At 67.0% G+C, this 23892-nt stretch carries 20 protein-coding genes and 1 pseudogene; 12 read left to right on the plus strand and 9 right to left on the minus strand.

The genetic code is table 11. The features are described from left to right. The first annotated feature begins 63 nt into the window (after positions 1–63). Together PFY01_RS06605 and PFY01_RS06610 are read left to right on the plus strand one after the other, a co-directional pair. Complete coding sequence (locus PFY01_RS06605; RefSeq protein ID WP_271042875.1) at positions 64–1497, plus strand: hypothetical protein; 1434 nt, start codon at positions 64–66, stop codon at positions 1495–1497. Between the two features lie 68 nt (positions 1498–1565). Next, on the plus strand, positions 1566–2099 hold the full coding sequence (locus PFY01_RS06610) for a hypothetical protein (RefSeq protein WP_271042876.1): 534 nt from the start codon (positions 1566–1568) through the stop codon (positions 2097–2099). Here PFY01_RS06610 and ychF read toward each other — a convergent pair. The 8 genes from ychF to PFY01_RS06650 form a co-directional block, all read right to left on the minus strand. Then, positions 2092–3186, minus strand: a complete 1095-nt coding sequence (gene ychF / locus PFY01_RS06615; protein WP_066623261.1) for a redox-regulated ATPase YchF — start codon at positions 3184–3186, stop codon at positions 2092–2094. The two genes, PFY01_RS06610 and ychF, sit on opposite strands and share 8 nt — an antisense overlap. Before the next feature lie 70 nt (positions 3187–3256). Further along, positions 3257–3748 (minus strand): copper chaperone PCu(A)C, encoded by a 492-nt coding sequence (locus PFY01_RS06620; protein ID WP_271042877.1) that lies wholly within the window; start codon positions 3746–3748, stop codon positions 3257–3259. 13 nt (positions 3749–3761) lie between these two features. Then, a complete protein-coding gene (locus PFY01_RS06625) occupies positions 3762–5117 on the minus strand; it encodes a PepSY-associated TM helix domain-containing protein (RefSeq protein ID WP_271042878.1) in 1356 nt (451 codons plus the stop codon). Further along, positions 5117–7198: a TonB-dependent receptor family protein gene (locus tag PFY01_RS06630; RefSeq protein ID WP_271042879.1), complete on the minus strand. Its 2082-nt coding sequence runs from the start codon at positions 7196–7198 to the stop codon at positions 5117–5119. The genes PFY01_RS06625 and PFY01_RS06630 overlap by 1 nt, the downstream gene beginning before the upstream one ends. A 67-nt stretch (positions 7199–7265) precedes the next feature. Beyond that, positions 7266–7652 carry a hypothetical protein gene (locus tag PFY01_RS06635; protein ID WP_271042880.1) on the minus strand — a complete coding sequence of 129 codons (387 nt, stop codon included), beginning with the start codon at positions 7650–7652 and terminating at the stop codon, positions 7266–7268. A gap of 49 nt (positions 7653–7701) precedes the next feature. Beyond that, the gene (pth, locus tag PFY01_RS06640) at positions 7702–8310 is read right to left on the minus strand and encodes an aminoacyl-tRNA hydrolase (protein WP_271042881.1); all 609 of its coding nucleotides are present in this window, start codon (positions 8308–8310) and stop codon (positions 7702–7704) included. Between the two features lie 86 nt (positions 8311–8396). Continuing rightward, complete coding sequence (locus tag PFY01_RS06645) at positions 8397–9029, minus strand: 50S ribosomal protein L25/general stress protein Ctc (protein ID WP_055755012.1); 633 nt, start codon at positions 9027–9029, stop codon at positions 8397–8399. Between the two features lie 134 nt (positions 9030–9163). Next, positions 9164–11452, minus strand: coding sequence for an ATP-binding protein (locus PFY01_RS06650; protein WP_271042882.1), 2289 nt, complete (start codon positions 11450–11452; stop codon positions 9164–9166). Positions 11453–11596: 144 nt separating this feature from the next. Between PFY01_RS06650 and PFY01_RS06655 the strand changes: the two genes are divergently transcribed. The 6 genes from PFY01_RS06655 to phoB all read left to right on the plus strand — a co-directional run bounded on the left by PFY01_RS06655 (position 11597) and on the right by phoB (position 18257). Next, on the plus strand, positions 11597–12994 hold the full coding sequence (locus PFY01_RS06655) for an ATP-binding protein (RefSeq protein WP_271042883.1): 1398 nt from the start codon (positions 11597–11599) through the stop codon (positions 12992–12994). A gap of 140 nt (positions 12995–13134) precedes the next feature. Then, a complete protein-coding gene (gene pstC, locus PFY01_RS06660) occupies positions 13135–14565 on the plus strand; it encodes a phosphate ABC transporter permease subunit PstC (protein WP_055755010.1) in 1431 nt (476 codons plus the stop codon). After that, on the plus strand, positions 14558–15862 hold the full coding sequence (gene pstA, locus PFY01_RS06665; RefSeq protein WP_271042884.1) for a phosphate ABC transporter permease PstA: 1305 nt from the start codon (positions 14558–14560) through the stop codon (positions 15860–15862). The genes pstC and pstA overlap by 8 nt, the downstream gene beginning before the upstream one ends. Before the next feature lie 4 nt (positions 15863–15866). After that, positions 15867–16814, plus strand: coding sequence for a phosphate ABC transporter ATP-binding protein PstB (gene pstB, locus PFY01_RS06670; RefSeq protein WP_137721223.1), 948 nt, complete (start codon positions 15867–15869; stop codon positions 16812–16814). A gap of 4 nt (positions 16815–16818) precedes the next feature. Next, the gene (phoU, locus tag PFY01_RS06675) at positions 16819–17544 is read left to right on the plus strand and encodes a phosphate signaling complex protein PhoU (RefSeq protein WP_017505976.1); all 726 of its coding nucleotides are present in this window, start codon (positions 16819–16821) and stop codon (positions 17542–17544) included. 20 nt (positions 17545–17564) lie between these two features. Further along, positions 17565–18257 carry a phosphate regulon transcriptional regulator PhoB gene (gene phoB / locus PFY01_RS06680; RefSeq protein ID WP_017505977.1) on the plus strand — a complete coding sequence of 231 codons (693 nt, stop codon included), beginning with the start codon at positions 17565–17567 and terminating at the stop codon, positions 18255–18257. 38 nt (positions 18258–18295) lie between these two features. Here phoB and PFY01_RS06685 read toward each other — a convergent pair whose 3' ends face one another. Beyond that, the gene (locus PFY01_RS06685) at positions 18296–19219 is read right to left on the minus strand and encodes an Hsp33 family molecular chaperone (RefSeq protein WP_205681382.1); all 924 of its coding nucleotides are present in this window, start codon (positions 19217–19219) and stop codon (positions 18296–18298) included. Positions 19220–19408: 189 nt separating this feature from the next. On the opposite strand from PFY01_RS06685, the gene PFY01_RS06690 reads away from it, so the two are divergent. From PFY01_RS06690 to PFY01_RS06700, 4 genes and pseudogenes are all read left to right on the plus strand, one after another. Beyond that, positions 19409–19948, plus strand: a complete 540-nt coding sequence (locus PFY01_RS06690; RefSeq protein ID WP_112861608.1) for a hypothetical protein — start codon at positions 19409–19411, stop codon at positions 19946–19948. A gap of 121 nt (positions 19949–20069) precedes the next feature. Beyond that, a pseudogene (locus PFY01_RS15575) lies at positions 20070–20549 on the plus strand (HAD family hydrolase); the annotation flags it as partial. A 216-nt stretch (positions 20550–20765) separates the two neighbouring features. After that, positions 20766–21962, plus strand: a complete 1197-nt coding sequence (gene serA, locus PFY01_RS06695; protein ID WP_420197064.1) for a phosphoglycerate dehydrogenase — start codon at positions 20766–20768, stop codon at positions 21960–21962. Positions 21963–22076: 114 nt separating this feature from the next. After that, positions 22077–23879, plus strand: coding sequence for an autotransporter domain-containing protein (locus tag PFY01_RS06700; protein ID WP_271042886.1), 1803 nt, complete (start codon positions 22077–22079; stop codon positions 23877–23879). Positions 23880–23892: the final 13 nt, after the last annotated feature.

Here is a 23892-nt window from a genome sequence, read left to right on the forward strand (position 1 = left end):
AAGCTGACGCGGCGCGTTGACGACCGCTAGGCTTCGCGCCGAGCGCCCTTCAGGAGATCGCCCTTGCGCGTCCACGCCTTCGCCTCGTCCGCCGTTTTGGCCCTCGCCCTTATGAGCGGCGCCTGCGCCGCAGGGCCCATGTCGGCGCCGGCGACCCTTCAGGAGGAAGGCGGACCCCAGGTGACGGTGACCCGCGACGGCGATCACCTCAACATCGACTATCGCTTCGGGCGCGACGTGCCGGTCTGGGCCTTCCAGGATTCGGCGCTGGAACAGGATTCGCGCCAGCCCTGGCGGCCGCGCCAATGGACGGTCGAGACGGCCGGCGTCGTCATGGATCGACGCGGCCATTACGACATCATCCGCAGCACCGACGGCGGTCCCGTGCCGCGCGAAGTCCGCTTCCGCGTTCGACCGCAGGCGGTGGATATTGAGGCCGAGTATCCGACCCTGCTGTTCTCCAATGGCGCGGTGGCGCTGCCGACCCGGCAACTGGACGTCTTCGCCCTGCCGTCGGCACAGGCGGCCGAACAGGTGCCGGACGACCTGAACCGGATCCGGCTGGATGGCGGTCCCTCGCGCGTGACGTGGCGCGATGAGAACGGACCCGTCCTGTTCAACGGGCGCCGCCGCGACGAACTGACCACGACGGACGAGCGCAGCTATGTCCTGCTGGGCGAGGCGACGGTCACCCCGGGGGATGGCCTGTCGACCGTCATGGACCCCAATCTGCCGCCTTGGATCGGCGAGGAGGTCCGCGGCTTTGCGCCGCGTGTCGGTCACTACTACCGCGATCGCCTGGGTGCGCCGGGCTCCGGCGGCGATACGCCCATCGTCATGGTGGCCTGGAACGGGCCGACCGAAAGCATGACGAGCATGGGGGGCAGCGTCCTTCCGGGCCTAATCGTCATGTCGTTCGAGGGGCGGGGCGTGACATCGCCCCAGCCGGAAATCGTGGAGCGTTCGCGCTGGTTCATCGGCCATGAGGGGGCGCATTTCTGGCTGGGGCAGACGGTGCGCTACGCCTTCGCCGACGAGGCCTGGATCACCGAGGGCGGGGCCGACCTGATGGCCGTCCGCGCGCTGAAGGCCTTGGACGCAAACTATGACGACCGGGCCGAACTTCAGTCCGAGTTGGACGACTGCGTCAACCTGGCCCGCCAGCCGGTCGCCCAGGCCGGCGCCCGGGGCGAACACCGCGCCTACTACGCCTGCGGGGCCGTCTTCGCCCTGGCGGCGGAGGGCGCGCAACGCCAGCGGACCGGCGGCGACTGGTTCGACTTCCTCAGACCTCTGCTGCACCAGCCGGACAGCGTACTCAGCCGCGAGGAATGGCTGACGGCCCTCACCCGGACATCGCGCGACCCGTCGCTGCGCGGCGATGTCGAGCGGCTGCTGGACCAGGGCGCGCCCGATCCGTCCGCCGTCATCGCGCGCCTGTTCCAGCGCACCGGCGTGGCCTTCCGGATGATCGACGGCCGCGTGGTCCTGAGCTGAATCCGATCGCAGGCGCTGGCGCTGGTCATCGGATTGAACCCGAACCTTGGCCGTGGCGTTGTGGCGGGATGAAAACAGCCTTGATCCCGATGGCGGGCGCGATCGCCCTTCTGGCCGCCTGCGACGATCACGAGGTCAATCCGCCAAACGAACCGGCGGTGCCCCTGCGCACGCCCGAAGCCATGCAGCCGGTCGAACCGCCTGGACCGTCGTCTCTGGCCGGGCGGGGGCCGCGCAGCTTCGTGGGCGTTTGGGCGGCGAACCCGCAATGGTGCGCCCGGCCTCAGGGCGAACGCAGCCCGATCACCCTGACGCCCCTGCGCTTCGACGCCTACGGCCGCAACTGCGACATCGCCAGCATTGACGAGACGGGTTCCGGCTATGTCGCGGTTCTGCGATGCGCGGGGCGGGCTCGGACCGAGCGGGTGCATATGAGCACGAGCGGCGACGTGATGAACCTGACCTATGTCGATCAGGACATGAAGACGGTGAAACTGGCGCGCTGCCCCGGTTCGCCGCGCGCGCCCGATCCCGCCAATCCGCTGGAAAAGATGATGAAGAAGGACGGGGCCGAAACCCCGCCTGCCGCGCCGCCTAGTTGAACAGGAAGTTCATCACGTCGCCGTCCTTGACGACATAAGACTTGCCTTCAGCGCGCAGCTTGCCGGCCTCGCGCGCCTTGGCTTCCCCACGCAGAGCGACAAAGTCGTCGAAAGCGATGGTCTCGGCGCGAATGAAGCCCTTTTCGAAGTCGGTGTGGATCACGCCGGCCGCCTGGGGCGCGGTGTCGCCGACATTGATGGTCCAGGCGCGGGCTTCCTTGGGCCCGACCGTGAAATAGGTCTGCAGGCCCAGCAGCTTGTAGGCCTCGCGGATCAGACGGTTCAGGCCGGGTTCTTCCAGACCCAGGGTCTCCAGGAACTCCTTCTGCTCCTCGTCGTCCAGCACGGCGATCTCGGACTCGATCTGGGCCGAGATGACGACCGAGTTGGCGTTGTCCTGGGCGGCGCGGGCCGCGACCTTGTCGGACAGGTCGTTGCCCTTGTCGGCCGAGCCTTCCTCGACGTTCGAGACATAGAGGGCGGGAAGCGCCGTCAGCAGTTGCAGCATGTGCCAGGCCTTGATGTCCTCCTTGGACACCTCGGCGGTGCGAGCGGGCTTGCCGGCGTTCAGCTGGGCCAGGGCCAGATCGACCAGCTTCAGCGTCAGGACGGATTCCTTGTCGCCGCCCTTGGCGCGCTTCTCCAGCTGCGGGCGGCGGCGCTCCAGGCTTTCCATGTCGGCCAGCATCAGTTCGGTCTCGATGATCTCCAGGTCGGCGATCGGATCGATGCGGTCCTCGACGTGGGTGATGTCGTCATCCACGAAGCAGCGGGCGACGAAGGCCACGGCGTCGCAGTCGCGGATGTTGGCCAGGAACTGGTTGCCCAGGCCTTCGCCCTTGGACGCGCCACGCACCAGACCGGCGACGTCGACGAAGGTGATGCGGGCCGGGATGATCTCTTTCGATCCAGCGATCTCGGCCAGGGCGTTCAGACGCGCCTCGGGCACGGCCACATCGCCGGTGTTCGGCTCGATGGTGCAGAACGGATAGTTGGCCGCCTGGGCCGCCGCCGTCTTGGTCAGGGCGTTGAACAGGGTGGACTTGCCGACGTTGGGCAGGCCGACGATCGCGACTTTAAGAGCCATGGTATTCCTCGTGAGGCGCGAGCCTTTAGCGGGTTCAGAGCCGTTTGTCAGGCTCGCGCTTCAACTGAGGTCAGTGGGCGCCGTGATCCATGCCGTCCATGGCCGGTTGGCGAACCTGCGCCTGAACCGTGATCGGCGGCGCCGAGGCGAACTGGAAGGTCAGCGGCACGGTCTCGCCGGCGATCAGAGGCGCGGTCAGGCCGATGAGCATCAGGTGGTTGCCGCCCGGCGCCAGGGCCACGGCCTGACCGGCGGGCAGGGGCAGGCCCGCCGTCAACTCGGCCATCTTCATCATGCCGTTCTCGGTCTTCATCTCGTGGACCTGAAGCGATGCGGCGCGTGGCGTCGATCCGCCCGTCAGTCGGTCGTCGGTCGCAGCGGTCAGTGTGACATAGCAGCCGCCGGCCTTGGCCCCGTTCGGCGACGGGCGGCACCAGGCGTCGATCGCGGTCACGGCGGCGGTCGCGGTCGGCGTCTCAGCGGCGGGCGCCTTGGCCGGCTCGGACGGATTGCAGGCCGCCAGCGACAGGGCGGCGGCGGCAAGGGCGAGTTTGATCTTCATGGAGTCAGGTCTTTCACGAGGCGGCGGAACGACGCCGGATCATCGGACGCAGAGCTCGGTCGAGCAATACGGCCGCGATCAGGCTCAGTCCCGTCAGGGGATAGAGGATGGCGAGGGGCAGGACGATGCCGAGGACAGCGGCGCGCGCACGCGGTCCCGGCGGGGCGGGCGGCGCGCCCAGGCGTCGGCGCGACAGATTGGGCGGGCGGCGCGTCCACCACATGACCAGGCCGCTGATCGCCAGTAGCCACACGCCGATGCAGCCCATCAGCATGACGATGCGGTTCACCTGTCCGAACTGCGTGCCCTGGTGCGTATAGATGCCGAACTCGATGGCCTTGGCGCCGGCGCCGAACTGGTCATAGCCGATGTCGCCCAGCAGCCGCCCGGAGGCCGCATCGACATAGAGCGATCGGCTGTCCTGAACCCGTGTCGCCTGGGTCGTCAGCGTATAGGCGGTGTCGTCAGCCTTGGGGATGTTCACCGCATAGGGCAGCGCCAGGCTGACCTGATCCGCGACCCGCAGAACCTGCGCCAGGCCGCCATGGCCGGCGTGGTCGTGGGTCATCACCATGCCCTCCATGGTCCAGCCGGCCCCGACCGGCGCATCGTGGTGCTGCGCCCTTTGCCAGGCGCCGGCGACGGGGGCGGGCGGCCGCCCCAGCCCCGTCTCCTTGACCACCCCCATGACCTTGTCGCCCCAGACCGCCGACCACGGCATGCCGGTCACGGCCAGAAACAGCACCACCCCGCCGACATAGAAACCCGTCAGCGCATGCAGGTCGCGCCAGAACGGACGGCGGCGACTGTCGGTCGTCTGCGGCGCGAAGGTCGCCACGCCCCGCCCGCGCGGCCACCACAGATAAAGCCCCGTGGCGAACAGGATGATCGTCCAGCCGGCGACGATCTCGACCAGGATGTTGAACGGCCGCCCCAGCAGGGTCAGGCTGTGCGTCTTCTTGACCAGCTCCATGAACCCGCCGGCCGGAATGACGCCGGTGGCCCTTCCGGTGTGCGGATCGACGAAGACCGTCTTCTGCACTCCATCGGGCAGATCGACCCGCAGCCGGATCGCCTGATCGTCGCGTCCAGGCATGACCAGATTGGCGACCCGCCCGCCGCCTGCGGCCTGGGCGGCCGAAGCCACCCACGCATCCCGCGCCGCCCGAGTTTGAACGGCCGGCACGCGGATCATGTCGCGGTACAGAAAACCGTCGATCTCGTCCTTGAACAGATAGAGACCCCCCGTGAGGGCCAGCAGCATCAGCACCGGCATGACGAAGACGCCGGAATAGAAGTGCCAGCGCCAGACCGCCCGATAGGCGCCGGACAGGTCGTCCGGCGTCGTCTTGTCGAGATTGCTCGCCATCAGTAGCTCATCCTGACGCCGACATAGGCCGAACGGCCGTCGCCGGGGAAGAACACGGCCTTGGACACGGTGGCCACGCGGGCGTCCGTGACCGCGCCGAAGTTCGACACATAGGCTTCGTCGAACAGGTTGCGGACATCGGCAAACACGGTCAGTCGGCGATTGACGGTCCAGCCCATGTTCAGGTTCGCGACGGTGTAAGAGGGCGACTTCAGGGTGTTGGCGTAATCGACCCAGGCATCCTTGATCGACCATTCCACGCTGGGCGCGATGAACCAGCCGGCCGGATCGTCGTAGCGAAGCTCCGCGCGGTACAGGTGCGGCGGCACGACCGGCAGATGGCCGTCTCCATAGACCTTGTCTCCGTCGAAATAGAAGTCGGAGAAGGCGTAGGTCTGGCGTAGCCGCCATTCCGGCGCGATCCGCCAATCCAGCCCTGCCTCGATCCCTTGGTGGATGGTCGGTCCCGCGTTGAAGGTCGCGGCCGGTATGCCCAAGGCGGCGTTTACAGCGAAGTTCAGCAGTTCGTGCTTCAGATCGGCGCGATAGGCGGTCACGTCCCAGGTCAGCGGTCCCCGCCGACCCCGCGTGCCGACTTCCCAGGTCACGGCCTCTTGCGGCACGAGGGGCTGATAGCCGCCGGCGGTCGGCGACAGGGCCGAGAAGTTGGGCGGCTCGATCGAGCGGGTGACGTTGGCGAAGACCTGTGCGCCGTCCTCGCTCTCCCACAAAAGGCCGGCGCGAGGCGCGAACCAGTCGAAGGTCTTGTCGGTGGTCAGGTCGATCGTGCCGACGACGCCGGGAACGACATAGCTCTGATACTCGCGCTCGGCGCGCCCCCAGGTTCCACCGGCCACCAGCGCCAGGCGATCGGTCACGAACAGCCGCCCCTCGCCGAAGACATCCAGCCCCTTGCCGTTCTGGAAGTTGCGGGCGCGTAAACCGTTCTGCTGTCCGCCGACATTGACCCACTGTTTGGCGTCCAGATCACCCTGTCGATACCAGGCGCCATAGAAGGCGTCGGCGCGCAGCCCGCCGATCCGGCCCTGCCAATCGAACCGGCCGAAGGCGCCGTAGTTGCGGCTCTGTTGGTCGATGACCTGGAAGATAGGATGGTCCAGGTCTTTCCAAGTCCCATAGAGGGCGCCCTCGAACACCGTCGCGTCGTCCAGTCTCCAGCGGGTCTGCAAAGTGGTGCGAAGCGAGCGCATATTGCGCTGATAGTTGAGGGCGATATTGGCGAGATTGGCCGCCTCGGGATTTGTCAGGGCGTCGGACAGACTGACGCTGCCCGGAATCTCCTGATGGATGTCGCCCCACGAGGCCAACAGGCGAACGTCGCGATCCTGCCCAAAGCTGCGCCCGATGTTGCCCGACAGGTTCAGCGCCTTGCCCTCGCTCTGTTGGCGCCAACCATCGACGCTCTGGCCCGTTACGGCGGCGAAACCGTCCCAGTCGCCACGAACGCCCGCGACCTCGGCATGGGCGCGCACGGTTCCGTAAGAGCCGCCGTCCAGGCGCAGGTTCAGGTTGGACGAGGCCGTGCGCCCCGTCGGCGTAACCAGATTGACCGCCCCGCCTAGCAGGGATCCGCCGAACCGCAGCGCATTCCCGCCCTTGTAGACTTCGGTGTAGCGGGCGATCAGCGGGTCGATCAGCTGGAAGTCACCGAACCCGTCGGCCTCGTTGAACGGCACGCCGTCCTGAGCCAGCAGAACGCCGCGATTGTGAACCGCATTGCCTATGCCCGATCCGCGAATCGACAGGCGAATGTCGCCGCCCCACTTCTTCTGGGCATAGACGCCGGGCACATCGCGCAGCACGTCGGCGAGGTTGGTTGCATACCGGTCGGCATAGGATTCGGCTGAAATGACAGCAACGGCGCCCGGCGTGCTTGACAGCCGCTGTCGCGCGTCTGCGACGATGGGCGGATCCTCGGCGTTGCGGCGGCCGGTGACGATGACGCTGTCCAGCAAAGCCGGTTCGGGCGTCTGCTGGGCCAGGACGGGGCTCGTCCAACCGGCGTTGGAGAGGGCGGCGAGCAGCAGCGCGCAGGGCGCTGCGGTAGTCTTGAAGGACATGGAATGAACCTGAAATCAGAACGAGACGGCGCGCAGGCGTTGAGGACGGCGCGGGCTTGGGTCTGGTTCAGGCTTGGGGTGGGGCGGTGGACGGCGGACGCGGCAGCGCGCGCGCGGGCGGCGGCGGGCTGACGCTTGCAGAGACATAGACGACGCGCTCGACGGTGCGGACCACCGGCGCCGGCTCGGGCGCAGGCGGGCAGGGCAGGGCGGCGGCCAACGGCATGACGCAGGCGGCGCATTTGGCCCCGACGTGCTTGTTGACCGGGCCGTCCATGCCGCCGGACTGGATCGTCTGGGGGCCTTCCGCCGAACAGATGACCAGCGGATGACCCGGCTGGACCGCCGCGAGAGCCGCGAACGGCAACAGGGTTCCGAGCACGAGCGCAAACACCGCCGCCAGGAAGGCCAGCGATTGCGAGATCGACCAATTGTCGGCCTGGGCGCGGGTCACGTCTGGCCTCTACGGCGTTTTGTAACGGCGTGAAAGGCGGCGGTTTGTCCTAAAGCTCGCCACGCGCCGCCTGGCGGGGGCTGAACTTGGGCGCGGGGGCCAGGCGCATGACCTCGCCCTGATAGCGTTCGTCGTCGCCGGCGATCGCGAAGGGCAGGGCGTCGGCGCAGGCTTGAAGCATGGCGTCCAGCCAGGGCTGTTCGGCCTTGTGGAAGTCGCCCAGAACATGCGGCATGACCAATTCCTTTTCGCCCGGATGGCCGATGCCCATGCGCGCGCGTCGGAAATCGGCGCCCAGATGACTGATAAGCGACCGGATGCCGTTCTGTCCGGCCGCGCCGCCGCCGGTCTTCATACGAAACCGCCCGGGGGCCAGGTCGATCTCGTCGTGGAAGACGATGATTTCGCTCAGCTTGATCTTATAGAACCGCGCCGCCTCGCCGACCGCCCGACCGCTTTCGTTCATATAGGTCTGGGGCTTCATCAGCAGGACCTTGGTCCCGTCGACCAGACCCTCGCTGACGATCGACTGGAACTTGGCGCGTTCAGGACCGAAGCGCCAGCGGCGCGCAATCTCGTCGGCGGCCATGAAGCCGATGTTGTGCCGGTTCTTTTCGTATTTCCCGCCCGGATTGCCGAGCCCCGCGATGATGATCATGGCGTCCTCTTGCCGTTTACGTCAGGCAAAGAAAAGCCCCGCACGGCGAACCGTGCGGGGCCTGATCTTGTCGAAGCGACGAAGGGTCAGTCTTCGGTCTTCTCGGCCGGAGCGGCCTCGGCTTCGGCGGCTTCGTCAGCGGCTTCCGACAGGGCGGCCGACGAAATCTTGACCGTGGCGATCACGAAGTCGCGGTCGGTGATGGTGGCTTCCGCGCCCTTGGGCAGCTTGATGTCCGAGATGCGGATGGTGTCGCCGATTTCGGCCTTGGCCAGGTCGACAACCAGCTCTTCCGGGATCTGGTCGGCGCGGACCAGGATCTCGACGGCGTGACGGACGATCTCCAGCGAGCCGCCCTGACGCGAGTAGGGCGCTTCATCGGCGTTCAGGAAGTGCACCGGCACTTCGATCTTGACCGGAGCCTTCTCGTCGACGCGCATCAGGTCGAAGTGCAGGGGGCGGTCCGAAACGGGGTCGAACTGCACGTCCTTGGCGATGACCGGCTGGGTCTCGTCGCCGTACTTCAGGGTCACCAGGTGGCCCAGCAGCTTGCCGGTGTAGAGCGACTTGCGGAAGTCCTTCTCGTTCACCGAAATGGCGACGGGGGCTTGCTCGCCGCCGTAAAGGACGCCCGGCACGAAACCGGCGCGACGCGCAGCGCGAGCGCCGCCGGTGCCGACGCCATCGCGGACGTCCACGTTCAGAATGATCTCGGCCATGTGGCTCGCCTCAACAACAACGGAAACGCCGCGCCAACCCGGGGCTCTCGCGGCGGGGGTGATGAACCCTCGAATTCAAGAGCGCGGGCTATTACACGCATCAGGTCCAAGGCGCAACCGTCAAAGGTTCCGCTTCACGCCGCCCGCGCGCGATCCTTCAGCAGCGAGGTCGGCGCTGCGACGATGCCCAGCAGTTCTGCGGCGTTGAAAGGCTTGGCCAGGTGATGGTCGGCCCCAGCCGCGCGTCCGGCTGCTATGTGTTCGGGCATGGCGTTGGCGGTCAGCATGACGATCGGCGTGCGATCCAGACCCATCGTCGCCTCGTGCAGGCGAATCTCCTGCGTCGCGGTCAGCCCGTCCATGATGGGCATCTGCATGTCCATCAACACCAAGTCGAAGGTGTCGGCCCGGAAGCTTTCCACCGCCTGGGCGCCGTTCTCGGCGATCACGATCTGCGTCGGCGTCTGCGCCAGAATCAGTTCGATGACGCGGCGGTTGGTCGGATGGTCGTCGGCGACCAGCACGCGGATCGTCCTCGCCTGCTCCACGACGGCGGGTTGGGCCGGCGCCGGTTCTTTGCGCGACGGGGCCTGGGTCTGTCTCAGCGGCAACGTCAGGATAAAGGCCGCGCCGCCACCGGGTTCGCTCTCACAGCCCAGGTCGCCGCCCATCATCTCGGCCAGCTGACGACAGATGGACAGGCCCAGGCCCGAACCGCCGAACTTGCGTGTGATGCCGCCGTCGGCCTGTTCGAAGCGACTGAACAGGCGCGCCCGCGTCGCGGCGTCGAAGCCGATGCCGCTGTCCTCGACGGTGAAGCGCAGCACGGGCGAGCCCTCGCGGTCCGCGCCACGCTGCACGATCAGGCCGACAAAGCCCTTGCTGGTGAACTTGACGGCGTTCGAGATCAGATTGGTCAGCACCTGCTTCAGGCGCACCGCATCGCCCAGGATCCAGACGTCGTCCTCAAGATCGATATCCACATGGAAGTCGAGATGCTTCTCACGCGCGTTCTCGGCATAGAGCTGAGCCGCCTCGCGCACGACCGTCGCCAGTTCGAAGGCGTCTTCGGTCAGCTCCAGCTTGCCCGATTCGACGCGCGCCAGATCCAGGATGTCGCTCAGCAGGCTTTGCAGCGTCTTTCCAGACGCCTGCATCAGATCCAGCATCTCACGCTGTTCAGATGTCAGATCGGTCTTCGCCAGGGCCTGGGACAGGCCGATCACGCCGTTCAACGGCGTGCGAATCTCATGGCTCATGTTCGCCAGAAACTGGCTCTTGGCGACATTGGCGGCCTCCGCCGCGTCACGCGCTTCGGACAGGGCCTCGGCGTCGCGCTTTAGATCGGTGATGTCGTTGCAGACCGTGACCGTCCCGCCCTCGGACGTACGGCGATCCTGGATACGCAGCCAACGCCCGCCGGCGACCTGCTGCTCGCTGTTCGATGACAGCTGACGACGCGCCTGCATGCGCTCGTTCAGCCATTCTTCTTCGCGGCCCGCCGCCTCCTGATAACGGCCCTCGTCGATGCCGATGCGAAGAGCTTCGCGGAAGGTCAGGCCGACGACCAGATGCGGCTCAAGCTCGGGGTTCACCTCGGCATAGCGCGCATTCCAAAGCACCAGCCGGTCCTTGGAATCATAGAAGCCCAGACCATCGGGCATGGCGTCCACCGCCTCGCGGATACGGCGCAACGCGGTGGCGCGCGAAATATAGGCCATCATGCCCAGGACGGCGGCGGCCGTGCAGATCATCAGCAGAATGGCGGCCAGCAGCAGTCGCATCGCCTCGCTGGACAGCCCTTGGTCGGCGGCGACGGTCGTGTCCGGCGTCACCGTGATGGCGGACATGCCGATGAAGTGAAGAACGATAACGGTCGCGGACAGTCCCGTCGTGGTCGCCAGCAGGCGCAGCAGGCCGCCCCGACGATAGAAGAAGGCCGTCGCGCCGCCGATCGCCAGGGCCGCGATGATGGACAGGGCGACTAGGCCGGGATCCCAGCTGATGTGCGCCGGCGCTCTTATGGCGGCCATACCCAGATAATGCATGGCGCCGACGCCGGCGACCGCGATCACTGCGGCAAGCACGCGCCACATCCGGCCCTTGCCCATCAACGTCGAGCCGATCGTCAGGCCGATCATGGCCAGCGCGATCCCAAGAGAGGCGACCGTCAGGAACGGATTGTAACGCACCGGCACACCGGCCACGAACCCTTGCATGGCCACGAAATGGGTCGCCCAGATGGACAGGGCCCCAATCATGACGGCCAGCAGGACCGCACGGCGTCGTCGATCGGGGTCGCGCCGGCCCATCTTCTGCATGACATGGGTCGACACGCCCAGACCGGCCATGCAGATCAGCGCAGCGAACAGCGTGATCCGCCAGTCGTGATCGTGCGCAATGCAATGGATTATGCGGTCCACGAGGCCTCCCCTTGAGCGTACGATAGACGACAATTCTAAAGAAACCGTGCGGCGAAGCTTATGGGCGCCGCAGGCTGTCGGCACGCCGTCACAGAATCCGTGCAAGGATCGGAATCGTTCTTCAGTTCGAGGTCGCCCGGACCCATGCCTTACGAAGTCTCGCCATCGCCCGTCGCGCCGGTCTCCACCTCGCGGCTCTGGACGGTCGGCGCCAGCATCGGCATCGCCATCGTGACCCTGCTGGTGCTGGCGATCCTGCATCCCGAACTGGCCAACTGGCTGGTCGGCGGGGCGGTGATCGTGGCGGCCTCGGCCTGGCTTTTGAACATGAGCGAGGCGAGCAGGGCTGAGCCGGCGACCAGCCAAGGCACCGCGACCGAGCCCGCTATCGACATGGTCACGGGCGATCTTCTCGACCGCGTGTTCGAGGCGCTGGACGATCCGGTGCTGGTGGTCAGCGGCGGCGAGCCGGACGACATCGCCGGGCGACGCATTGTCATGGCGAATGCGGCGGCGCGCGAGCTTCTGCGTATCCAGCGCCAAGGCGCCTTGCTGGTCCAGGTGATCCGCGAACCGGGCGTGCTGGAGGCGGTGGACGAGGCCCTGTTCGGCGGGACGGCGCGCACCACGGATTATGCGACGGGCGGTCAGCGCGACCGACGCTGGCGCGCCTGGACCCGGCCGCTCTCACTCGAAGATTCAGGCAAGGCAGGGTCGGAGTTGGCCCTGCTGATCCTGCGCGACGAAACGGACTCGCGCCGTATCGAGATGATGCGCGTGGACTTCCTGGCCAACGCCAGCCACGAACTGCGTACGCCCCTGGCCTCGCTCAGCGGCTTTATCGAGACCCTGAAGGGCCATGCCCGTGAGGACGTGGTTGCGCGCGACCGGTTCCTGGACATCATGTCGGCCCAGGCGGACCGTATGGGGCGGCTGGTCGCGGATCTGCTGTCACTCAGCCGGATCGAGCTGAACGAACATATTCCGCCCTCTGGCCGCGTCGATCTGGACCGCGCCGCCTCTGACGTGGTCGACGCCATCAGCGTTCTGACGCGCGAAAAGGAGATCGCCATCGCCCTGGATCAGGGCGAGGCGAGGGCGTCGATCAGCGGCGATCGGGACGAGATATTGCAGGTGGTGCAGAACCTGCTCGACAACGCCGTCAAATATTCGTCACGTAACGGCACGGTCGAAATCTCGGTCCGTTCGGATCTGTCGTTCGACGAGGCCTGGGCCTCGCGCATGCCTGGCGCGACACGACTGCCGCTGGTCACGCCGGACCGCACGGCCGGCGTCTCCTATGCCGCCGTCACGGTGCGCGATCATGGGCCCGGCATGGCGCGCGAACACCTGCCCCGCCTGACCGAGCGCTTCTACCGGGTCGAGGGTCAAAAGAGCGGCGAGCGGCAGGGGACGGGGCTGGGCCTGGCCATCGTCAAACACATCATCAACCGTCACCAGGGCGGCCTGGTGGTCGAAAGCGCGCCCGGCATGGGCGCCGCCTTCACCGCTTGGTTTCCCCAGCCGGTAGAGCGACGCTGAGGCCGCGACGGACGGTCGCTGTCACCCAACTGTCATCGACCCGTCGTAATCCGCTGACCATTCGCGGGCAGTAGTCGCGCCGCGTTGGTCCCGATGTTCAGGACCGTCGTCGATTCGCGCACGGCGCTTCGGACTTCTGAATGATCTGGATTTATTTGCTGATCCTCGTCGCCTTGAGTGCGGCCGCCTTCTTGGGCGGACGTACGTTGGCGCGTCGTCGTGCGATCGGCGCAAAGCCCCATTCCCGCCCCGGCCAGCACGGCGCCTATGCCCTGATCTGGGTCGCCGCGCCGGCTCTGCTGGTCTTGATCCTGGCCTCGGTCTTCGCCGCCCCGCTTCAGCGTCAGTTGACCGCGGTCGGTACGCCTGATGCGGTCGCGGCGCTGGAGCCGTTCCGCCGCGACGCCTTCTTCGCCGACGCCCACCGCGTGGGTCGCGGAGAGGCCGCGCTGCAGATCTGGGAACGCCCGCTGGCCGAACAGCTGCCGGTCGAGGCGCGCCGCATGGTTCGCATCGAACGCACCCTGTCGTGGGGCGGCGGTGTCGCCGCCATCCTGGCCGCCATCCTGGGCGGCCTGTTCGCCCTGACGCAGATCAAGCCTCAGACGCGCGCCCGCAACCGGGTCGAGGGCTGGATCTACGGCGCCCTGTTCGTCTGCTCGGCCATTGCCGTCCTGACGACCCTGGGCATCATCGCCTCCCTGGCCTTCGACAGCTTCCGATTCTTCCAGAAGGTGCCGGTTCTCGACTTCCTGTTTGGCACCCAATGGAGCCCGCAGATCGCCATCCGCGCCGATCAGGTCGGGTCCTCGGGCGCCTTCGGGGCTGTGCCGCTGTTCGCCGGCACCCTGCTGATCATGGTCATCGCCATGTGCGTCGCTGCGCCGATCGGCCTGCTGTCGGCCATCTATCTGTCGGAATACGCCGGCCGCACGACCCGCGCGGTGATTAAGCCGCTGCTGGAGATCCTCGCCGGCGTGCCGACCGTCGTTTACGGCTTCTTCGCCGCCCTGACGGTTGGGCCGTTGCTGCGGGTCTTCTTCAACGAGATCGGCCTCTTCCTGATCGGCGGACCGCTGGACGGGCTGGGTCAATACCTGGCTCTGGTTCAGAACCAGATGGCCCTGACGGCCGGCGCGGTGATGGGCATCATGCTGATCCCGTTCGTGTCGTCCCTGTCCGACGATATTCTGAACGCCGTGCCTCAGTCGCTGCGTGACGGCTCGTTCGCCATGGGCGCGACTAAGTCCGAGACGGTGAAGCGGGTTCTTCTGCCCGCCGCGCTGCCGGGCATCGCCGGCGCCCTGCTGCTGGCCGTGTCGCGCGCCATCGGCGAGACCATGATCGTGACCATGGCTGCGGGCCTGGCCGCCAACCTGACCTTCAATCCGCTGGACACCGTCACCACCGTCACCGTGCAGATCGTGACCCTGCTGACCGGCGACCAGGAGTTCAACAGCGCCAAGACCCTGTCCGCCTTCGGCCTGGGCCTGACCCTGTTCCTGGTCACCCTGATGCTGAACATCATCGCCCACCGGATCGTGCAGACCTATCGGGAACAATATGACTGACGCGACCCCCGATCAGATCGACGGCGCGGCCGCCAAGGGACGTCTCGACCGCTTGCGGGCCGGTCTGAAGCGTCGCCACGCCAAGGAAACGCGTTTCAAATGGTATGGCCGCCTGGCCATCGCCGCCGCCATGCTGTTCCTGGCCGTGCTGCTGGTCCGCATCGTCGAGCAGGGCCACACCGCCTTCTACACCCACACCGTTACCGTGCCGGTCTTCATGGACCCGGCGCGCGTGGACCGCGCCTATCCGCAGGGCTCAAACTTTGAGCAACTGGCCGCCGAGCAGCAGCTGGCCCGCATGGGCATTCAGGACGACGCGGCGGGGACCAAAGCCGCGCAGATGAAGCGGTTGTTCTCGTCGGAGCTGAAGTTCGTCGCCGCCGACTTGGTCGCCAAGCGCAGCGAAGTCATCGGCGAGACCGTGCCCATGGCCGTGCCGCTGTCCGATGACGCCGATCTGTATCTGAAGGGCGAAATCTCCAGGGAGACGCCCGAGGATCAGCGCCGCCTGACCGACCAGCAGATCGCCTGGCTGGACCGGATGCAGACCGAAGGCGTGATCGGCTCGCACTTCAACACCGCCCTGTTCACCAACGGCGATTCGACGCAGCCGGAACTGGCGGGCGTCCTGGGCGCCGTGGTCGGTTCGGCCCTGATGCTGATGGTCACGGCCCTGATCGCCATTCCGCTGGGCGTCGGCGCGGCCATCTGGCTGGAAGAGTTCGCGCCCAAGAACAAGCTGACCGACATCATCGAGGTCAACATCAACAACCTCGCGGCCGTGCCGTCGATCGTCTACGGCCTGCTGGGTCTGGCCCTGTTCATCAACTGGATGCATCTGCCGCGGGCCAGTCCGATCGTCGGCGGCCTGGTCCTGGCGCTGATGGCCCTGCCGACCCTGGTCATCGCCACCCGTTCGGCGCTGAAAGCCGTGCCCCCGTCGATCCGCGAGGCCGCCCTGGCCATGGGCGCATCCAAGACCCAGACGGTGTTCAGCCACGTCCTGCCGCTGGCCATGCCCGGCGTCATGACCGGCGCCATCATCTCGATGGCCCACGCCCTGGGCGAGACCGCGCCGCTGCTGCTGATCGGCATGGTCAGCTTCGTGCCGGGCGTGCCGCACGCCATCGACCAGCCTGTCGGCGCGCTGCCCTCGCTGATCTACATCTGGGAGAACGCCTCGGAGCGGGCCTTCCACGAACGCACCGCTGCGGCGATCATCGTCCTGCTGGTCTTCATGATCATCATGAACGCGGCGGCCATAATCCTGAGGCGGCGCTTCGAGCGTCGGTGGTAAGAGAATGAAATTCCGTATTTTCCGCTCCGCCGAGGACCAGACCGGCGCCGGCTCGGTCGATCCGACCGAAGCGCCGCGCATGGGCGGTCAGGTCCTGCCCGAAATCGCTCCGTCCAAGGGCGCAGCCGCCGAACCGCGCATCGAGGACGCCACGCCCCGGTCGGGCCCCGCCGTGGTCGACAGCCCGCCCGTCGGTCCGATCAAGATCGCGGCGCGCGACGTCTCAGTCTTCTATGAGGGCAAACAGGCGCTCTACGACGTCTCGCTGGATATTCCGGACAAGACCGTCACGGCCCTGATCGGCCCGTCGGGCTGCGGCAAGTCCACCTTCCTGCGGACCATGAACCGCATGAACGACACCATCGCCGGAGCCAAGGTCACGGGCCGCATCGCCATGGACGGCGAGGACATCAACGACCGCTCCATCGACCCGGTGCTGCTGCGCGCCCGCGTCGGCATGGTGTTCCAGCGTCCGAACCCCTTCCCGAAATCGATCTACGAAAACGTCGCCTATGGGCCCAAGATCCACGGCCTGGTGTCGTCCAAGGCCGAGATGGACGAGGTCGTCGAAAAGGCGCTGAAGCGCGCCGGCCTGTGGGACGAGGTCGCCGACCGCCTGCAATCGTCGGCCATGGGCCTGTCAGGCGGCCAGCAGCAGCGTCTGGTCATCGCCCGCGCCATCGCCGTGAACCCCGAGGTCATCCTGATGGACGAGCCCTGTTCGGCGCTGGACCCCATCGCCACGGCGCGGATCGAGGAGCTGATCGACGAACTGCGCGAGCGGTTCTGCATCGTCATCGTCACCCACTCGATGGCCCAGGCCGCGCGCGTGTCGCAACGCACCGCCTTCTTCCACATGGGCCGTCTGGTGGAGACCGGGGATACGGAAGACATCTTCCAGAATCCGCGTGAACGGCGCACGCTCGACTACATCACGGGACGCTTCGGCTAATCCGATGAACCAGCACACCGTCAAAGCCTATGGCGACGAACTGAACCAGATCACGGCCGAGATCGCCCGCATGGGCGGTCTGGCCGAGGCCCAGGTCGCGGACGCCATCGACTCCGTCGCCCGGCGCGACATCGCCCTGGCCCGCGCCGTGGTCGAGCGCGATTTGAAGCTGGACGCCCTGCACCGCGATATCGAGAAGAAGGCGATCCGCCTGATCGCCCTGCGCCAGCCGGTCGCCAGCGACCTGCGCCGCACCCTGGGCGCCATGAAGATCGCAACCGATCTGGAGCGCACCGGCGATCTGGCCAAGAACATCGCCAAACGCGCGCTGATCCTGGCCGAAGCCCAGCCGATGCAGCCCCTGACCCGTTCGATCGAGCGGATGGGAAGGCTGGTCTCGACCCGCCTGCGCGATGTGCTGGACGCCTATACGGCCTCGGAACTCGATCGGGCCGTCGCCGTCTGGCAGACCGACGACGAGGTCGACGAGCACTACAACGCCCTGTTCCGCGAACTGCTGACCTATATGATGGGCGATCCGCGCACGATCGGCGCCTGCACCCATCTGCTCTTCATGGCCAAGAACCTGGAGCGGATCGGCGACCACGCGACCAACATCGCCGAAACCGTCCACTACGAAATCACGGGCGAGGACATCGTGGGCGAACGCCCGCGCGCCCAGCCCACGGCTGAGGATTCCGATCCGACGCCGAACCTTTCGACGCACTGACCCGAGACCGGAGACCCGACGTGCAGCCCTATATCCTTGTGATGGAAGACGAGGACGCGCTGGCGACCCTTCTTCAGTACAATCTCGAAAAGGAAGGCTACGACGTCGCCGTCGCCGCCGATGGCGAGGAGGGTATGCTCCAGATCGACGAGCGTCTGCCCGATCTGGTGCTGCTGGACTGGATGCTGCCCAAGCTGTCGGGCATCGAGGTCTGCCGTCGCATTCGCGGCAAGGCCGAGACCCGCAACCTGCCGATCATCATGCTGACGGCGCGCGGCGAGGAGAGCGACCGGGTTCGCGGCCTGGACACCGGTGCCGACGACTATCTGACCAAGCCCTTTTCGATGGTCGAGCTGATCGCGCGCATCCGCGCCGTTCTGCGCCGCATCCGCCCGGGTCTGGCCGACGACCGATTGAACCATGGCGACATCGTCGTGGATCGCGTCTCGCACCGGGTGAAGCGCAACGGCAAGGAGGTCCATCTGGGCCCGACCGAGTTCCGCTTGCTGGACCACTTCATGCAGCACCCCGGGCGGGTGTTCAGCCGCGAGCAGCTGCTGGACGCCGTCTGGGGCTCGGACGTCTATGTCGAGGCCCGCACCGTCGACGTCCACGTCGGTCGCCTGCGCAAGGCCCTGGCCATCGCCGACGAAAGCGCCAATCCCATCCGCACGGTCCGCTCGGCGGGCTATTCGCTGGATTTGGAAGGCTGAGATAGGAAAGGGCGGCTTTTGGAGCCGCCCTTTGCAATTCAAATCTGCTCTGCGACCACTTCGTCGGGGTCCAGCGCATAGACCGTGGCGCAGTATTCGCAGGTGACGCGGATCTTGCCGTCGTCTTCCAGCATTTCGGCGCGCTCGGCCGGATCGAAAGAGGCCAGGACCGAGGTAATCCGTTCGCGCGAGCAACGGCACACGGCCGTCAGTTCTCGCGCGCCCTCCAGCCGCACGCCGTCCTCGTGGAACAGGCGGAACAGCAGCGTCTCGGGCGAGATCGTCGGATCGACCAGCTCGTCATCGCCCAGCGTGCCGAACAGGGCCCGCGTGCGGTCCCAGACTTCTTCGGTCGAGCCGCGGGCCTCGTCGCCGGCGATGATTTGGATCATCGCGCCGCCGGCGCGCCATTGCGATCCGGCCTCGGTCTGAACCTGGCCGACGGCCAGACGCACCTTGGTCGGCACCTGTTCCGACTGCTGGAAATAATGTTCGGCGGCCAGCGACAGGCTCTCGCCTTCGATCGGCGTGATCCCTTGGGTGCGCTCAAAGTCCGGGCCCCGATCCAGCGTCATAATAAAGACGCCTTGGCCCAGCAGCGAGCGGGCGCCGGGACGGGCGAAGCCCTGAGACGCCTCGGCCACCTCGGCCTCGTCGTAGCGGCAATAGCCGCGCAGCGATCCGTCGGTGCCATAGTCGGCGACGACATAGCGCACGGGGCCGTCGCCCTGGGCCTGGACCAGCAGGCGGCCCTCAAACTTCAGGCTGGAGCCGATCAGGGCCGCCAGAGCGCAGGCCTCGCCAAGCAGGGCGGCGACCGGCTCGGGATAGGCGTGGGCGGCCAGGATCTTGTCGATGGTCGCGCCCAGGCGAACTAGGCGACCGCGCACGGGCCAGCCTTCGATCTGGAAAGCGGCGGCCAGATCGTCGGAAACGGGAGTGTTGGGCGCGTGATCGGTCACGGCGAGGTCCTTTGGGGCGTCATTTGGGGATCGCGGCTATGTAGGCGCCCGCAGGCGGCTTGATAAGGGGGCTAATCCGCCGGGTCTTGGGGGAGGGCGACGGAACCGATTTCGGCGCGGATCGCTCTTTTGGCTCAAGCGGAGCCGTCGCTCCGTTCATGACGCCAATAACTGGAAGAGGTTCCGCCGATGATCCGCGACATCGATCCGATCGAAGAGATTCGCAAACACCCCGGCATCACCGCCGGCAGCCTCCTCGCGGTCGCGCTCGGCGCTGTCGCCGTCGTCTATCTGACGCAACGCAGCGGCCCTACCCGTTACCAGCGCATCAAGTCGCGTATCGACCCGCGCGGCTGGGTCGATACGTCCGAACTGCGCGACCGTTTCCACGACGCCGTCGACGCCTTCCGCCACCGCGCCGAGGATGTCGGTGAACGCGCCGGCGCCCTTTCGCGCGACGCCCGCCACCGCGCCGCAGACAGCGCCTACGATTTCCGCGACCGCGCCGACGACTGGTTCCGTTCGGCCCGTAAAGACGGCAAGAAGGCGCTGAAGAAGCATGGCAAGACGGCGCGCCGCTATGCTGACGACGCCGGTCAATATGCGCGTGACCACGCCCGCGAAGGCGGCGCGCTGCTGGCGGTGGCGACCATCGCCGCAGCCGTCGGCGCAGCCGTGCTCGAAAGCCGTCGTCCCGACAGCCACGTGCGTCGCATCGCGCGCTTCTGACATTTTCGTGCCGCCCGCCCGGTGAAACTCGCGGCGGGCGGCAAACTTTTAGCGCATCTGCCCACAGTGAGCAGCACCGCTCGGCTTTGCCGCAGGCGCGAAGGCCGCTAAGACGCCGCCCATGAGCGCGCGCCCCACACTTATCTTCGACTTCGATTCGACCCTGGTCGATTTCGAGACCCTGGAAGCCCTGGCCGACATCGCCCTGGCGGATGCGCCGGGAGCAGTCGAAACTCGCGCCCAGATCGCCGCCCTGACGGATCAGGCCATGGCCGGAGAGATCGAGTTCGGCGAGGCTTTGCGCCGCCGGCTGGCTCTGCTGCCGGTGACCCGCGCCCATGTCGCCGCCCTGGCCCAGAGCGCGTCGGACCACCTGACGGCGTCTGTGCGGCGCAACCTGAACTTCTTCCAGCAGAACAAGGGCAAGGTCGTCATCCTCTCCGGCGGCTTCCGCGAGGTGATTGCGCCAGTCGCCGAAGAGCTGGGCGTCTCTCCCGATCGCGTGCTGTGCAACGATCTGATCTATGACGCCGACGACCGCGTGGTCGGCGTGGACGACGCCAACCCGCTGTCGCACGCCAACGGCAAGCCGACCGCCATTCACGGCCTGAACCTGTCGGGCCGCGTCGTCATGGTCGGCGATGGATGGAACGACGCTGAGGTCAAGATCGCAGGGGCCGCCGACGCCTTCTACGCCTTCACCGAGGTCGTGCGCCGCGCGCCGGTGGTCCAGGTCGCCGACGCCGAGGCCGCGTCGCTCGACGAGGTGCTGCATGCCGAAGGCCTTGTCGGCCGTTGGTCCTTCCCGCGCAGCCGCATGAAGATGCTGCTCCTGGAAAACATCCACCCCGCCGCCGTCGAGCGGCTTGAGGAGGCGGGCTATTCGGTTGAAACCCAGAAGGGCGCGCTGGACGAGGACGATCTGATCGCCGCCATCAAGGGTGTCCATGTCCTGGGCATCCGTTCCAAGACCTCGGTCAGCCGCCGCGTGCTGGAACAGGCCGATCGACTGATGGCCGTCGCCGCCTTCTGCATCGGCACCAACCAGATCGACCTGGATGCGGCTTCGGATCACGGCGTGGCGGTGTTCAACGCCCCCTATTCGAACACCCGTTCGGTGGTCGAACTGGCCATCGGCCTGATGATCGTCCTGATGCGCGACGTGGCGGACAAGTCCGCCGCAATGCACGTCGGCAAGTGGAACAAGTCCGCCACCGGCTCAAAGGAGCTGCGTGGCAAGACCCTGGGTATCGTCGGCTACGGCGCGATCGGCAGCCAGTTGTCGGTGTTGGCCGAAAACCTGGGCATGCGGGTGCTGTTCTATGACCTGTCCGAGCGCCTGGCCCTTGGCAATGCGCGCCGCATGCGCTCGCTGGACGCGCTGCTGGCCGAAAGCGACGTGGTCACCCTGCATGTCGATGGCCGCAAGGAGAACGCTGACATCTTCGGTGCGGCCCAGTTCGGCCGAATGAAGGAAGGCGCGTTGTTCCTGAATCTGGCGCGCGGCCATGTGGTCGATGTCGGCGCCCTGTCCCAGGCGATCGGCTCGGGCCGGGTCGCCGGCGCCGCCGTCGATGTCTTCCCCGAAGAACCGCGCACCAACGCCGACCCCTTCGAGAGCCCGCTTCAGGGTCTGCCCAACATGATCCTGACGCCGCACATCGGCGGCTCGACCGAAGAGGCGCAGGAGGCCATCGCCGAGTTCGCGGCCGAACGTCTGCTGGGCTATCTGAACCGGGGCGACACGACCTTCAGCGTCAACCTGCCCAACGTCCAGCTCTCAGAGGTTTCGGGCGCCCACCGAATCCTGCACATCCACCGGAACCAGCCGGGCGTGCTGGCCGAACTGAACCGCGCCCTGGCGTCGGCGGGCCTGAACATCCTCGGCCAGCACCTGAAAACGGACGAGCGCACGGGCTATGTCATCACCGACGTGGACCGCGACTACGACCCGGAGGCGCTGCGCGAACTCAAGACGGTGCCAGGCACGCTGAAGTTCCGCACGTTGCAGTGATACGTCGCTTGCAAATATCTTCTCAAAGCTGACCTCGCGGCATCTTGCGCTCTGCGCGAACTGGCGCATCCTCACGTCGAACGGCCGCGCAACGACGGCTGCGGGAGGAATTTCATGTCACGCTTCATCACCGGCGGCGCCGTCGCCGCTCTGGCGCTCGCCGCCTGCGCCTTTGCCGGCTCGGCCTCGGCCCAGACCTACAACCGTCTCGTCGTCTTCGGCGACAGCCTCAGCGACAACGGCAACCTGTTTCTGATCTCGGGCGGGACCCAGCCGCCGTCGCCGCCCTATGCGCGCCGCTTCTCGAACGGTCCGACCTTCGTCGAACTGCTGGGCTTCAACGCCGCCAACTTCAACGGCTCGGTCACGGGCAGCATCAACTACGCCTTCGGCGGCTCGCGCACCGACGCCTCGGCCGGCGTGCCGTTCGGCATGCTGAACCAGCTGTCGCGCTACACCGCCGCGGGCGGCCGATTCAGCTCGACGGATCTGGTCAGCGTCCTGGGCGGCGCCAACGACATCTTCCAGGGTCTGCCCGCAGCCGGCGCTTCCGCCAGCCCGGTCGCCGCCATCACTCCGGTCGCAACCACGGCCGCCGCCAACATCAACAGCCTGGTCAACACCGTGGCGGGCGCGGGGGCCGGGACCATCCTGGTCACCAACCTGCCCAAGCTCAGCCTGACGCCTCAGTTCCGCGGCACGACCGCCGCGCCCCTGGCCGACTTCGCCGTCACCACCTTCAACACGGCGCTTCAGACCAATCTGACCGCCACGGCCGCCGCCCGCCCAGGCAGCAACATCATCATGATGGACCTGTTCAAGATCGGTGACACCCTGGCCGGCAATCCGGGCCTGTTCGGCATCACCAACATCACCCAGCCCTGCTTCAACGGCGTGACGGTCTGCACGAACCCGGACAGCTACTTCTACTTTGACGGCGTCCACCCGACCGCGGCGGGCCACCGGATCATCGCCCAGTTGGCGACCGACTACCTCTACTATGGCGACATCGGCGCTCAATCGACCTTGCAGGGCGAGACGGCCTATCGTCACCGCGAGGACGCCCTGGACGCCGCCGGCGAGGCCCTGTCGGGCCGTCAAGCGTGGGAGGCCGGCGTGTCCGTCACCACCTCTGCCCTGATCGACAGCGTCGACACCGACGCGCGCGGCTCGGTCACCAGCTCGTCGAGCGACGGCTGGGGCGCCCGTATCGCGCTTGAGGCCGGCCCCTCGGCCAACTGGCGCTTTGGTCTGGCCGGCACGGCGCGCAACACCGACGTCGAAAGCCACGCGCTGCAGTTCAACGTCGAAAGCTTCGGCCTGGACGTCTATGGCGGCTGGCGCTCGGGCGATGTCTTCGTCAACGCCGCCGTCGGCGTGGCGCGCGACAACATCGACGACATCGAACGCACCACCAGCCTGGCGCCGATCGTCCACACCGCCGAAACCCGGGCGCTCAGCAGCGGCGCGCGTCTGCAAGGCGGCATGTGGTTCGACATGGGCGGCGTCGCCCTGTCGCCCCGCGCGGCCCTCGCCTACGTGTCCAGCGACGTGGACGGCTATTACGAACAGGGCGTCGGCGCCCAGTATCAGTACGGCGATCGCACTGTGAAGGCTCTGACCGGCGAGGTCGCCCTGCGCGCCGAGGCGGAAATGGGCGGCTTCGGCCTGTTCGCCGAAGGCGGCTACCGCGACGCCCTGGACGACAGCTCCGATCCGGTGCGCGTCGGTCTCTACAACAACTCGGCCCAAGTACTGTCGCGCGAGATCGACGATCCGTTCGGCGGTCAGTTCCTGGCCTCGGCCGGCGTCGAGGGGGCGGTCGGCCCGGTCAAGGTGACGGTCGGCTATCGCGGCCGCTTCGGCGACCACGCCGACAGCCACATGGGCGGCATTCAGCTGAAACTGCCGCTTTAAGCGGCAGGGGCGG

The sequence above is a fragment of the Brevundimonas vesicularis genome, from assembly GCF_027886425.1.
GTDB classification, from domain to species: domain Bacteria; phylum Pseudomonadota; class Alphaproteobacteria; order Caulobacterales; family Caulobacteraceae; genus Brevundimonas; species Brevundimonas vesicularis_C.